General features: G+C 61.3%; 16 protein-coding genes and 1 tRNA gene. 1 reads left to right on the top strand and 16 read right to left on the bottom strand.

The annotated features are described in order from the left end of the window. Positions 1-84 precede the first annotated feature (84 nt). The 8 genes from P0D89_RS15800 to P0D89_RS15765 all read right to left on the bottom strand — a co-directional run bounded on the left by P0D89_RS15800 (position 85) and on the right by P0D89_RS15765 (position 7,164). Positions 85-1,209 carry a methyltransferase gene (locus tag P0D89_RS15800; RefSeq protein WP_408358044.1) on the bottom strand — a complete coding sequence of 375 codons (1,125 nt, stop codon included), beginning with the start codon at positions 1,207-1,209 and terminating at the stop codon, positions 85-87. Positions 1,210-2,041: 832 nt separating this feature from the next. Further along, positions 2,042-2,117 (bottom strand) — tRNA-Thr (locus tag P0D89_RS15795). Between the two features lie 19 nt (positions 2,118-2,136). Then, positions 2,137-2,649 (bottom strand): ClpXP protease specificity-enhancing factor, encoded by a 513-nt coding sequence (locus tag P0D89_RS15790; RefSeq protein ID WP_408358043.1) that lies wholly within the window; start codon positions 2,647-2,649, stop codon positions 2,137-2,139. Positions 2,650-2,712: 63 nt separating this feature from the next. Further along, the gene (locus P0D89_RS15785) at positions 2,713-3,324 is read right to left on the bottom strand and encodes a glutathione S-transferase N-terminal domain-containing protein (RefSeq protein ID WP_006052302.1); all 612 of its coding nucleotides are present in this window, start codon (positions 3,322-3,324) and stop codon (positions 2,713-2,715) included. A 95-nt stretch (positions 3,325-3,419) separates the two neighbouring features. Continuing rightward, positions 3,420-4,175, bottom strand: coding sequence for a cytochrome c1 (locus tag P0D89_RS15780; protein ID WP_408358042.1), 756 nt, complete (start codon positions 4,173-4,175; stop codon positions 3,420-3,422). A gap of 22 nt (positions 4,176-4,197) precedes the next feature. After that, on the bottom strand, positions 4,198-5,577 hold the full coding sequence (locus P0D89_RS15775) for a cytochrome b (RefSeq protein ID WP_408358041.1): 1,380 nt from the start codon (positions 5,575-5,577) through the stop codon (positions 4,198-4,200). Next, a complete protein-coding gene (gene petA, locus P0D89_RS15770; protein WP_408358086.1) occupies positions 5,577-6,197 on the bottom strand; it encodes a ubiquinol-cytochrome c reductase iron-sulfur subunit in 621 nt (206 codons plus the stop codon). Before petA ends, P0D89_RS15775 begins: the two co-directional genes overlap by 1 nt. A 220-nt stretch (positions 6,198-6,417) precedes the next feature. Beyond that, positions 6,418-7,164 (bottom strand): Nif3-like dinuclear metal center hexameric protein, encoded by a 747-nt coding sequence (locus P0D89_RS15765; protein WP_408358040.1) that lies wholly within the window; start codon positions 7,162-7,164, stop codon positions 6,418-6,420. A 19-nt stretch (positions 7,165-7,183) separates the two neighbouring features. Between P0D89_RS15765 and P0D89_RS15760 the strand changes: the two genes are divergently transcribed. After that, positions 7,184-8,401, top strand: coding sequence for a Do family serine endopeptidase (locus P0D89_RS15760; protein ID WP_408358039.1), 1,218 nt, complete (start codon positions 7,184-7,186; stop codon positions 8,399-8,401). 124 nt (positions 8,402-8,525) lie between these two features. Here the strand turns inward: P0D89_RS15760 and tatC are convergent, their stop codons facing one another. The 8 genes from tatC to hisF form a co-directional block, all read right to left on the bottom strand. Next, positions 8,526-9,308, bottom strand: a complete 783-nt coding sequence (gene tatC, locus P0D89_RS15755) for a twin-arginine translocase subunit TatC (RefSeq protein ID WP_408358038.1) — start codon at positions 9,306-9,308, stop codon at positions 8,526-8,528. A gap of 34 nt (positions 9,309-9,342) precedes the next feature. Beyond that, complete coding sequence (gene tatB, locus P0D89_RS15750) at positions 9,343-9,861, bottom strand: Sec-independent protein translocase protein TatB (protein WP_408358037.1); 519 nt, start codon at positions 9,859-9,861, stop codon at positions 9,343-9,345. A 39-nt stretch (positions 9,862-9,900) separates the two neighbouring features. Beyond that, the gene (gene tatA / locus P0D89_RS15745; protein ID WP_408358036.1) at positions 9,901-10,143 is read right to left on the bottom strand and encodes a Sec-independent protein translocase subunit TatA; all 243 of its coding nucleotides are present in this window, start codon (positions 10,141-10,143) and stop codon (positions 9,901-9,903) included. Between the two features lie 245 nt (positions 10,144-10,388). Next, positions 10,389-10,754, bottom strand: coding sequence for a histidine triad nucleotide-binding protein (locus tag P0D89_RS15740; protein ID WP_408358035.1), 366 nt, complete (start codon positions 10,752-10,754; stop codon positions 10,389-10,391). Between the two features lie 83 nt (positions 10,755-10,837). Further along, complete coding sequence (locus P0D89_RS15735) at positions 10,838-11,233, bottom strand: DUF4870 family protein (protein WP_408358034.1); 396 nt, start codon at positions 11,231-11,233, stop codon at positions 10,838-10,840. A gap of 79 nt (positions 11,234-11,312) precedes the next feature. Continuing rightward, positions 11,313-11,708: a phosphoribosyl-ATP diphosphatase gene (locus tag P0D89_RS15730; protein WP_408236727.1), complete on the bottom strand. Its 396-nt coding sequence runs from the start codon at positions 11,706-11,708 to the stop codon at positions 11,313-11,315. Then, complete coding sequence (gene hisI, locus P0D89_RS15725) at positions 11,705-12,115, bottom strand: phosphoribosyl-AMP cyclohydrolase (RefSeq protein WP_408358033.1); 411 nt, start codon at positions 12,113-12,115, stop codon at positions 11,705-11,707. The genes P0D89_RS15730 and hisI overlap by 4 nt, the downstream gene beginning before the upstream one ends. A gap of 1 nt (position 12,116) precedes the next feature. Continuing rightward, positions 12,117-12,890 carry an imidazole glycerol phosphate synthase subunit HisF gene (gene hisF, locus P0D89_RS15720; protein ID WP_175151164.1) on the bottom strand — a complete coding sequence of 258 codons (774 nt, stop codon included), beginning with the start codon at positions 12,888-12,890 and terminating at the stop codon, positions 12,117-12,119. Positions 12,891-12,908: the final 18 nt, after the last annotated feature.

The raw sequence follows: 12,908 nt of genomic DNA, 5'->3' as shown, positions 1-12,908 counted from the left end.
AGCGCTGAAGTCGCGCGGTGTATCGGCGCAACGCGCCCCAGCCGTTCCCCACGTCACGGGTAGCGCCCCTCACCGCCTCGCAACTCAACTCGCCTTAAGGCGCCACAGCGACGTCACTTCAGCCACCCGGGCCTTATGCAGCGCGTCGGTTTCATCGGTCGACTTCGGATGCCGAGGACGAATATCCTCGCGCCCCACTAAAGTCAGCCCCGCCTTTTCAATCGCGGCAAGCAGCCACTCGCGCGTGCGCAAGCCCAAATGCTCCGCGAAGTCCGACAGGATCAGCCACCCCTCGCCGCCCGGCGACAGATGTTCCGCTAGGCCATTCAGGAAGCCGAGCAGCATGCGGCTTTCCGGATCGTAGACCGCATATTCGACCGGCGATGCGGGCCGTGCCGGCACCCACGGCGGATTACAGACGACCAGCGGCGCCCGGCCTTCCGGAAACAGATCCGCCTGCACGACGTCGACCTGCTGGTTGTAGCCGAGACGTTCGAGGTTCTCGCGCGCACAGGCGAGCGCTCGCGGGTCCTGGTCCGTGGCGACGATTTTCTTCACACCGCGCTTGGCCAGCAGCGCGGACAACACGCCCGTGCCCGTGCCGATATCGAACGCCTTGTTCAGCGACGGCAGCGGCGTGCGCGCGACGAGATCGACATATTCCCCGCGCACCGGCGAAAACACGCCGTAGTGCGGGTGGATGCGATCGCCCAGTGCCGGAATCTCGACACCCTTCTTGCGCCACTCATGAGCGCCGATCAGTCCGAGCAGTTCGCGCAGCGACACGACCGACGCTTCGTCGGCGGACGGTCCATAGGTTTCGATGCACGCCTGCTGCACGTCGGGCGCACGGCGCAGCGGAATACCGTAGGCGGCGTCGAGCGGAATCAGGATCATGCCGAGCGTGCGTGCGCGCTGCGACTGCGCCTGCCGATGCAGGTTGAACGCGTCGATCGGCGTTTCGCCCTGCTTGCGCGGTTTGCGCTCGAGCCGTCGCGTGACCGCCTGGAGCAATTGGCGAGCGTTCTGGAAGTCGCCGTTCCACAACAGCGCCGTTCCTTCGCAGGCGAGGCGGTAGGCCGAGTCGGCGGTCGTGCGGTCATCCGCGACGATCACGCGTTTGGGCGGCGGCACGGCCGCTTCGGAGCGCCAACGCGCGGTGCGGGGGCCGTCGGCTTCGGGCCAGGTAATGGTTGCAGGGCTGGTCATGATGAGGTGGGATTGGTGTTGCGGGAGTGACGCGATGAGACTCCGCGTCGTCGGGGGCGTTGCCCGCCGGGGTACTTTGATAGCGATGCCGACTGACGCCCGAATAGTACCTCCGTCGTAAGGGTTCGCGGTGGGCTATTCGTCGGCGGCTCGGCCTTGCAGAGGATGGAGGCGCGAAGCGCGGACAAAAAAGTCTACTATCGACAAGGTGAAAGAGATATGGCGATTTTGCCCCCCTTGCAGCCGCACCGACGCTGCGGCTATTGGCGCCGCCGGGGCATGTCGATCGACGGGCTGCCTTTAGACTGAAAAACGCTGAGTCAATCGTCAGTTTCACCGTGCCCGATTTAGCAATGGCTCGATCCGCGTGCTATCGAACGCGGTCGTCCTGATTTCTAAAAAAATGCCAAATGAATAAATGGTCCACCTGATCTGCCATTACTCGATACCACATTTCAACGGACTTCCCGATCAGAAAATAGACAGCTCCAGATCGGCTCGGTATAGTTCTCAACAAGCAGGAATACAGCTGACCAAGAGAACCTGAGAGATCAACAGCGGCGCGGCATGTCAGCTTGCGCAGCGCCCGCTCGAAAAGTAAATATTTAGTTGCGGACATTTCTATGTCCGCAACTCATCTTTTCTCACTGCATGATCGCCGTCACTGTGTCATTGGCATTGACGCATTCAGGCTCATTTATTTCGGGAGTACGCGCGCGATTTTCCGCGCCGCCGGATTTTAATAATCGCGCGCTAATTAATTGCAACGACTAACGGCGACGCAAATAAAAAACGGGGTTTCTGACTGATCAGAAACCCCGTTTCGTACTTCTGGTGCCGGCTGCAGGACTCGAACCCGCCACCTCATGATTACAAGTCAAGCGCTCTACCTGATGAGCTAAGCCGGCATGAGGCCGTGATTTTACTTCATTTCACGATCTTAAGGCGAGCCCTTCCGCCACCTTTCGATCCATCGTCGTCAGGCTGGGAGTCATCCGTCACACTCTCGGTCTTCGCGGCAGCCGCATCGGCCGCCGATGACTTCTCTACCGCACGCGGCGCAGCCGGCGCATCTGTCTCGTCCGCCAGTTCCGCGTCGGCGCCGGAGTCCTGCGCTTCGCCGCCCGCCGACTCGACCGGGAACGCCATTCCTTGCCCGTTTTCGCGCGCATAGATCGCGAGAATATTGGCGACCGGCACTTCGATCTTGTGCGACTTGCCGGAGAAACGCGCGCTGAACTCGATCCACTCGTTGCCCATCTGCAACTGGCTGGTCGCCTCGAAGCTGATGTTCAGCACGATTTCGTTGTCGCGTACAAACTGGCGCGGCACGCGCGTCTGGTTGTCGACCCGGACCGCGATGTGCGGCGTGTAGCCGTTATCCGTGCACCACTCGTACAGCGCACGCAACAGATAAGGCTTGGTGGAAATTTCTTGCATCAACAGTCCTTTTACGGGCGTGGGCCCGCACAAGCGTGCGGCGCCCTCACCCCAAAGCCAAACTCAACGACGCATCACCTTTTCCGAAGGCGTTAGCGCTTCGATGTAAGCCGGGCGGCTGAAAATGCGCTCGGCGTACTTCATCAGCGGTGCGGCGTTCTTCGACAGCTCGATGCCGTAGTGGTCCAGACGCCACAGCAGCGGCGCGATCGCGACGTCGAGCATCGAGAACTCTTCGCCGAGCATGTATTTGTTCTTCAGGAAGATCGGCGCGAGCTGCGTCAGGCGATCGCGGATCGCGAGGCGGGCCTTTTCGTGATTCTTCTCGGCGGCCTTGCCCTTTTCGTTTTCGAGCGTGCCGACGTGGACGAACAATTCCTTCTCGAAGTTCAGCAGGAACAGGCGGGCACGGGCACGCTGCACCGGATCGGCCGGCATCAGCTGCGGATGCGGGAAGCGCTCGTCGATGTACTCGTTGATGATGTTCGATTCGTACAGAATCAGGTCCCGTTCGACGAGAATCGGCACTTGACCATACGGATTCATCACGGCGATGTCTTCCGGCTTGTTAAACAGGTCGACGTCGCGGATTTCGAAGTCCATGCCCTTTTCGAACAACACCAGCCGGCAACGCTGGGAGAACGGGCAAGTTGTGCCGGAATACAGAACCATCATGTTTACGTTTCCTCAAAAAGCTGAAGGGCCAGCGCGCGGAAAAACCGTTCAGCAGGTTTTTCCTGGCGCCGGCCCCACACCGTGTGACGGCGTGATTATTTGATATGTTTCCAGTACGCGGCGTTCAGTCGCCAGGCGAAAAAGCTCAGGATACCGAGGAACAGCAGCACCCACACGCCAAGCTGTTTGCGGGTTTTCTGCGTTGGTTCGGACATCCATGACAGGTACGACACGAGGTCGGCCACAGCAGAATCATAATCTACCGGCGACATGGTCCCCGGAGTGAGCTGCTGGAAGCCGACAAATTTGTGTACCGTCTCGCCGGTTTTTTCGTCGGTTTCGTCACCGAACTTCGCTGTACGTTGCCCCTGAAGCTGCCACAGCACGTGAGGCATGCCCACGTTCTCATACACCAGATTGTTCCAGCCGGTCGGCCGCGTATCGTCGCGATAAAAAGTGCGCAGATACGTGTAGAGCCAATCCTTGCCTCGCGCCCGGGCTTCCACCGACAGGTCCGGCGGCGTCGCGCCGAACCACGCTTTCGCGTCGTCCGGGCGCATCGCCACGGTCATAGTGTTGCCGACCTTGTCGGTGGTGAACAGCAGGTTCGCCTGAATTTCGCTCGGCGTGATGCCGAGGTCGGTCAGCCGGTTGTAGCGCATCAGGTTCGCGCTGTGGCAATTCAGGCAGTAGTTTACAAACAATTGCGCGCCGTGCTGCAAAGAAGCGAAATTCTCCGCGTTATCCGGCGCGCGGTCGAGAGGGAAATTCTCGTCCGCGTGAGCCGGGGCGGTCAGCACCGCGAGCAGTGTCGCGCCGATCAGCGCGCACGTCGAAAGCAGTTTTTTCATTTCGTGTTCTCCTGGCTCGCGATTAGTGAGGCTTGAACCGCACCCGTTCGGGCGGCTGCTTGAACGTGCCAAGCCGCGTCCAGAACGGCATGCCGAGGAAAAACGCGAAGTAGATCAGCGCACACACCTGGGCAATCAGCGTCGAAGCAGGCGACGGCGGCTTAGTGCCGAGGAAGCCCAGCGTCAGGAAAGCGAGCACGAAGATCCCGTAGAACACCTTGTGAAAAAACGGCCGGTAACGGATCGACTTGACCGGCGAGCGGTCGAGCCAGGGCAGGAAGAACAGCGAGATCACCGCGCTGCCCATCACCACCACGCCCCAGAACTTCGATTCGGTGAAGGCCATCGCCAGAATCACCAGCACCGCGAGCACCGGCAAGCCGAGCTTCCACTTGCCGCGCGCGCGCACCAGCGCGAGCAGGCCGAGTAGCGCGATCACGATCATCAGCACGATCTTGAACGGATCGGTGGTGGCGCGCAGCATCGCGTAGAAGGCCGTGAAGTACCACACCGGCGCAATTTCCGGCGGCGTTTGCAGCGGATTGGCGGGCACGAAGTTGTTGGCTTCGAGGAAGTACCCGCCCATTTCCGGCGCGAAGAAGATGATCGCCGCGAAGATCAGCAGGAACACCGTCACGCCCATGAAGTCGTGCACCGAGTAGTAGGGGTGGAACGGAATGCCGTCGAGCGGGATGCCGTCCGGGCCCTTCTTCGCCTTGATCTCGATGCCGTCCGGGTTGTTCGACCCCACTTCATGCAATGCGACCAGGTGCGCGATCACCAGCCCGACGAGCACCAGCGGAATCGCGATCACGTGAAACGCGAAGAAGCGATTGAGCGTCACGTCCGAGACGACGTAGTCACCGCGAATCCACAGCGACAGATCGGGCCCGATGAACGGAATCGCCGAGAACAGATTGACGATCACCTGCGCGCCCCAGAACGACATCTGCCCCCACGGCAGCAGATAGCCGAAGAAGGCCTCGGCCATCAGGCTCAGGAAAATCAGGCAGCCGAAAATCCACACCAGTTCGCGCGGCTTGCGATACGAGCCGTACATCAGCCCGCGGAACATATGCAGATACACGACGACGAAGAACATCGACGCGCCCGTGGAGTGCATATAGCGGATCAGCCAGCCCCACGGCACCTCGCGCATGATGTACTCGACCGACGAGAACGCGAGCGTCGCGTCGGGCTTGTAGTTCATCGTGAGGAAGATGCCGGTGACGATCTGATTGACCAGCACCAGCAACGCGAGCGAACCGAAGAAGTACCAGAAGTTGAAGTTCTTCGGCGCGTAGTACTCGGAAACGTGCTTTTTCCAGGTGGCCGTCATAGGAAAGCGCCGGTCTATCCAGCCGGCCAGCCCGGTCGTCTCTACTTCGTGGTCCATCGCCATTACGCTTCTCCTTTCTCGTCCTTCCCGATCACGAGGCCGGTGGCCGACGTGAACATGAAGCGCGGGATGTCGAGGTTCTGCGGCGCAGGTTTGTTCTTGAAGACGCGGCCGGCCATGTCGTAGGTCGAACCGTGGCATGGGCACAGAAAGCCGCCTGGCCAGTCGTCCGGAAGATTGGGCTGCGCGCCCTCCTGGAAGCGCGGCGTCGGCGTGCAGCCCAGATGGGTGCACACGGCGACGGCGACTAAAAGATGCTTGTTCTCGGCGCGTGAACGGAATTCGTTATTGCAGTAATCCGGCAACGGCATGGAGAAGGGATTCGTGGTGTGGGGGTCGGCTACCTGGCTATCGGCTTTCTGGACATCGGCGAGCATTCTGTCGGTGCGGTTGATGATCCACACCGGCTTACCGCGCCAGGCGACGGTCATCATGTCGCCAGGCTTGAGATTGCTGAAATCGACTTCGACCGGGGCACCTGCTGCCTTGGCCCTTTCAGATGGTGCAAACGAACTAACAAAGGGTACGACAATGGCAACGCCTCCTATGCCACCTGCTACGGTCGTGGCGACCAGCCAGTTACGGCGGCTGCCGTCGACGCGTTCATCTTCCTTGTCTCGCATCACACGCCCCACTTCTGAGTTGGATTTTTCCTTCACGTCGCTTCTACCGCCGCTAGTTTGCGCGAATGGAGTCGCCATTTACAAGGGCCGATTGCCAAAAACCGTGCGAAGCCCTTGATAACTCAGGGTTTCTCCGTACGGATCGCAAACTTTTTCACACATCCTTTTAAGTGCCCTCTGCGTTATTCGCGCCTTTTTCTTCTTTAATGCAATTCGCAATTCAAACGGGATTAGGGATATCGATAAACACGTGTTCGATATCGAACTGCTCCGACAGATGTTTGCCCACCGCCTGCACGCCGAAGCGTTCCGTCGCGTGATGCCCCGCCGCGAGAAACGCGACGCCGCTTTCCGCCGACGTGTGCATCACCGACTCCGACACTTCGCCGGTCAGGTAGACGTCGGCGCCCGCGTTGATCGCCGCGTCGAACATGCCCTGCGCGGCGCCCGTGCACCAGCCCACGCGGCGCAGCTCGCGATCCGGGTCGCCGAACACGAGCGGCGTACGGCCGAGCGTCTGTTCGATTTCCGCGGTGAAGTGCGCGAGCGTGATCGGCATCGGGAACGTGGCGAGCCAGCCGAGATCGTTCTCACCGAAACGCGCGTCGCTGATCCAACCCATCTTTTCGCCGATCTGCGCGTTGTTGCCGAACTCGGGATGGTCGTCGAGCGGCAGGTGATACGCAAACAGGTTCAGATCGTTGCCGATCAGCAGTTTCAGGCGCGCATGTTTGCGGCCGGTAATCTGCGGTGCTTCGTTGCGCCAGAAGTAGCCGTGATGGACCAGCACGGCGTCCGCGCCCCAGTCGAGCGCCGCCTCGAGGAAGGCCACCGACGCGGTCACGCCGGTCGCGAGCTTGTTGATCCGGCGACGCCCTTCGACCTGCAATCCATTGGGGCAATAGTCCTTGAAGCGCGCAGTTTCAAGAAGATTGTTCAAGTACAATTCAAGTTCGATCCGATCCATATAATCCTCTAGTCTTCAGATGCTTAGACGCTTTTGGCTGTTCTTTGCCCAAGCGGTGACTGTGCTGTTGGCGCTGATGTTTATCATTGCGACCCTCAAACCGCAGTGGCTCCAGCGCCAAGGGCAATTCGGCAAGCAACTGGCCGAACCGATCGTCGCCCTGCGGGAAGTGGCGCCAGGCATCGGCGGCGGGCCAGCCCAGACGTCCTATGCGGACGCCGCACAAAAGGCCATGCCCGCGGTCGTCAACGTGTTCTCCAGCAAGGATGGCTCGCTGCCGCCCGATCCGCGCGCGAAAGACCCGCTGTTCCGCTACTTCTTCGGCGACAAGAACCGCAAGCAGCAGGAGCAACCGGCATCCAACCTCGGCTCCGGGGTGATAGTGAGTTCGGAAGGTTACATTCTAACGAACCAGCACGTCGTCGACGGCGCCGACCAGATCGAAATCGCTTTGGCCGACGGCCGCACCACCAATGCGAAGGTGATCGGCATCGATCCCGAAACGGATCTGGCCGTGCTGAAGGTCAACATGACCAACCTGCCCACCATCACGCTCGGCCGCATGGACCAGACGCGCGTGGGCGACATCGTGCTGGCGATCGGCAATCCGTTCGGCGTCGGCCAGACGGTGACGATGGGCATCGTCAGCGCGCTCGGGCGCAATCACCTCGGCATCAATACGTTCGAAAACTTCATCCAGACCGACGCGGCGATCAACCCGGGCAACTCGGGCGGTGCGCTGGTCGACGTGAACGGCAACCTGCTCGGAATCAACACCGCGATCTATTCGCGCTCGGGCGGCTCGCTGGGCATCGGCTTTGCAATCCCGGTGTCGACGGCGCGCAGCGTGCTGGAGAGCATCATCACCACCGGTTCGGTCACGCGCGGCTGGATCGGCGTCGAGCCGCAGGACGTGACGCCAGAGATCGCCGAGTCGTTCGGGCTCGACCAGAAGTCGGGGGCGATCGTCGCGGGCGTGCTGAAGAACGGCCCAGCCGACCGTGCAGGCATCAAGCCGGGCGACATCCTGACGAGCGTGAACGGCCAGGAGATCACCGACACCACGCGCTTGTTGAACGTCATCGCCCAGATCAAGCCGGGCACGGCCGCGAAGGTGCATCTGGTGCGCAAGGGCCGCGCGATCGATCTGGACGTGACGATCGGCAAGCGCCCGCCGCCGCCGAAGCAACCAGCCGAAGACAACGGCGGCGATCAGCCGGACGATGAAGGCGGTTGAGGCAACGGAAAACTACTGCAAGCCATAGCGGCCAATAACGCCGGTGCAAAACAAAAAGGGCAGTCCAACCATGGACTGCCCTTTTTGCATGCCTGCCGTTTCGCGCAAAGCGCCGAGCGCTATGTCAACTCGACGGCGGACTCGCATCCTCAATCACCGCTGGCCGCTTGCTGACAAAGAGCCGTGCCGCAATGATCCCCGCTTCATACAGCACGATCAGCGGAACCGCCAGGATCAACTGCGAGAACACGTCCGGCGGCGTCACCACAGCCGAAATCACGAACGCGCCGACGATCACATAAGGACGAATTTCCTTCAACTTCTTGATGGTCACCACGTTCATGCGAACCAGCAATACCACGACGATCGGCACTTCGAACGTCACGCCGAACGCAAGGAACATGGTCAGCACGAAGCTCAGGTAATTGTCGATGTCAGTGGTCATTTCCGCGCCGAGCGGCGCGTTGTAATGCGCCATCACACGGAAGATGGTCGGGAACACCACGAAATACGCGAACGCCATGCCGCACAGGAAGAGCGTATAGCTGCTAGCCACCAGCGGCACAACCAGCTTCTTCTCGTGCTGATAGAGACCCGGCGCGACGAACGCCCAGATCTGGTACAGCACGACCGGCAACGCGATCACGAAGGCGACCAGCATCGTCACCTTCATCGGCACGAAGAACGAGCCGGTGACATCGGTGACGATCATCTTGCCGTCCTTCGGCAGATTCTGCATGAGTGGGCGCGCCAGCAGCCGGAAAATGTCCGGCGCCCAATACACGAGCCCGATGAACACCACGATGACGGCAAGGCCCGCGCGGATGATGCGGTCGCGCAATTCAACGAGGTGGGAAATGAAGGTCTCTTCAGTGCCTTCGTCCTGGTTTTGCTGGGGGTCGCTCACACCGGCCCTCGGTTAGGGATTGTCGTTCTGATCATCAGAAGAACCGCGTCGGACGACGCATCGTGGCAGGCGTATGCCGCGCGACGCGCGCAGCACCCGACTGCACGCGCGTACGACGCGTGGTTGCGCGCTTGTACCACGTGGGCATCGCCGTCTGCTTGACGCGCCAGTTCTTGCGCCTGGGCGCCGCAGCCGGTGTGCTGGTCGGCCACGACGAATTGCCGACGTCTTCGAGCGCGCCGCCGGCAATGCTCGGCGACACCGACGCGCCGCTGTTCCACGCGTCGTTCAGTTCACTCTCGTGCTTGCGCAGATTGTCCTTAACGGTGGTTTCGACATTGCTCGCCGCCGTTTCGAACTCGGTCTTCATGCGACGCAATTCGTCGAGTTCGATTTCGCGCGTGACTTCGGACTTCACGTCGTTGATATACCGCTGCGCGCGGCCGAACAGCGCGCCAGCCGTGCGGGCGACGCGCGGCAGGCGCTCAGGTCCGAGTACGACCAGCGCGACGACGCCGATCAGCGCCATCTTGGTTAGACCGAGGTCCAGCATGAAGTGGAATGTCCGTCAGTAACGCGGGTCAGCCGCGGCTTAGCGGTAATCGCCGGACCGCGGCGTCTTTTCCTTCGCTTCCACATCCACCGCTCCGTTGCGCGGCAGTTCGCGCTGCTGCTGCGCGTCGCCGGCCGGCGTTTCGGCTTCCTTCACGCCTTCCTTGAAGCCCTTCACCGCGCCACCCAGATCAGCGCCGATATTGCGCAGCTTCTTCGTGCCGAACACGAGTGCGACGATCAACAACACGATCAACCAATGCCAAATGCTCAATGAACCCATGACTACTCTCCTTAACCCCGACACCGCATCGCGATGCGGTAAATTTCGTGCGCCTGGCGGCGTGACCTGAAGCGCTGACGCTTCACCTATACGATACCGCTGGCTGTTCCGATTCGACCGGTGGCATACCCAGCACCATTATGGCCGGACGACCACGTCGGCGTTATTACAAAGCGGTAAAAACGACGGCCGCGCTATTGTCCCCGACCAAAAGTCGCAGCAAAATCCGCGATCCCGCTTTTCCGTCAGCCCATTCGCTGCCACGGGCGCGGTCCCGCGAGAATGTGCGCGTGCAGGTGATACACCTCCTGACCGCCGCCCGGACCGGTATTGATTACCGTGCGAAAGCCCGTTTCACCGCCCGCGTAGGCCACGCCCAACTGATCGGCCAGACGCGCCACCAAAACCAACATTCTACCAAGCAGCGGCGTATCGCTTTCGGTGCAGTTCGACAACGTGGCGATGTGTTGGCGCGGAATCACCAGCACATGCGTTTCGGCCGCCGGACGGATGTCGCGGAAGGCAACAAACTCTTCGTCTTCGTGGACTTTTGTCGACGGGATCTCGCCGGCGGCGATTTTGCAGAAAAGGCAATTCGGGTCGTGACTCATCGTATTCCTGACGCGGTATGACTGGAGCGAAAAGCGTGGCACGGCGACCTTCAAGCCGGACCCGATGAACGGGCCAGCATGACTCAGACCCAGCCACGCGGATTCGCAAGCGGCTTGTTATCGTACAGATACAGCCAGCCTTTGATAATACGGTACAACATCCAGATGCTGACGGCCCAAAGCACCGGAATGCCGATCACCACGAGCAGCAGCGCGGCGCCGATCGCATAGCCGAGCAAACACAGCCAGAAAGAACGGATCTGCCACTCGAAGTGGGCTTCATACGGCGTGCCCGCCACATCGGGCCGCTTCACATAGTTGATGATGATCGCGATCAGGATCGTCAGGCCGCCCGTCAGCCAGTGGACCGCGTATAGCGCGTAGAGCACGTGGGTAAGCGTGCGCAGGCTGCGCTCGCGCTCCGGCTCCATGGCGTTGCGATATACCGGCGGCGGATAGCTGTCGTGCGACTGTTCCATGCTTGCGTCCTCCGAAGATGCGCTCAGATGCGCTCAGTGCAATGTGGGCGCCCATGCTCGCGACTTCAAGCAGGGCCGCTCAATCGCCGTTCTGCTCGCGCTCGCGGCTCTTGCGCAGCGCTTTCTCCTCGATGCCCGACAGGCCTTCGCGGCGCTCGAGTTCGGCGAGCACGTCGGCCGGGCTCAGATCGAAGTGCGACAACATTACGAGGCAATGAAACCACAGGTCCGCGACCTCGCCGACCAGCGCCTTCGGCGCGCCGCCGTGGCGCGCATCTTTAGCAGCCAGCACGACTTCGGTGGCTTCTTCGCCGATCTTCTTCAGCACCGCGTCGTCGCCCTTGTGAAAGAGGCGCGACACGTAGGAGACGTCGGGATCGCCACCCTTGCGGCTGTCGATGATCGCCGCGAGGCGCAGCAGGGTGTCGGCAGTGGACGCGGGGTTGGACGACGTGGTTTGCGTGGATTGCGTCATTTGTAGATGTGTTCGGGGTCTTTCAGCACGGGATCGACGGCGAGCCAGTCGCCGTCGTCCACCGAGCCTTCGAATTTCTGGAAAAAGCACGAGTGACGGCCGGTGTGGCACGCGATGCCCGACACCTGCTCCACTTTCAGCAGCACGACGTCTTCGTCGCAATCGAGCCGCACTTCATGCACATGCTGCACGTGGCCGGACTCTTCGCCCTTGAACCACAGGCGCTGGCGCGAGCGCGAGAAATACACCGCGCGACCGGTTTCGATGGTCTTCGCCAATGCTTCGCGGTTCATCCACGCGAACATCAGCACGTCGTTGGTCGACGCTTCCTGCGCGATCACCGGCACGAGACCGTTCGCGTCCCACTTGACCTTGTCGAGCCAATTCACTGCCGAGGGATTCACCACGTCACAACCTCACCGAAATGCCTTGATCGGCCATGAAGCGCTTGGCCTCGCCCACCGTGTGCTCACCGTAGTGGAAGATGCTCGCGGCCAGCACCGCATCGGCGTGGCCGGTCTTGATGCCGTCGGCCAGATGCTGCAGGTTGCCCACGCCCCCCGACGCGATCACCGGAATCGGCACCGCGTCCGACACCGCGCGCGTGAGCGCGAGGTCGAAGCCGCTCTTGGTGCCGTCGCGGTCCATGCTGGTCAGCAGGATTTCGCCGGCGCCGAGTTCGGCCATCTTGCGCGCCCATTCGACCGCTTCCAGACCGGTGGCCTTGCGGCCGCCGTGCGTGAACACTTCCCAGCGCGGCGGCTCGCCGTCCGCGGACACGCGTTTGGCGTCGATCGCGACGACGATGCATTGCGAGCCGTATTTGTCGGTGGCGTCCTTCACGAGCTGCGGATTCGCGACCGCCGACGAGTTCATGCTGATCTTGTCCGCGCCCGCATTCAGCAGGCGCCGCACATCTTCGACGGCGCGCACGCCGCCGCCGACCGTCAGCGGAATGAACACTTGCGAGGCGACCGCTTCGATGATCGGCAGGATCAGATCGCGCTGATCGGAGGTGGCGGTGATGTCGAGAAAAGTGAGTTCGTCGGCGCCCTGGTCGTCGTAGCGGCGGGCGATTTCGACCGGGTCGCCCGCATCGCGCAGTTCGACGAAGTTGACGCCCTTGACCACGCGTCCAGCCGTGACGTCGAGACAGGGGATGATGCGTTTAGCTAGAGCCATGATCTTGCAATTCTGCCA

The sequence above is a fragment of the Paraburkholderia sp. RL18-085-BIA-A genome (assembly GCF_046027075.1).
Classification (GTDB): Bacteria; Pseudomonadota; Gammaproteobacteria; order Burkholderiales; family Burkholderiaceae; genus Paraburkholderia.
Note: the sequence above shows the minus strand (reverse complement) of the source record. Positions and strands in the feature narration are given on the sequence as shown.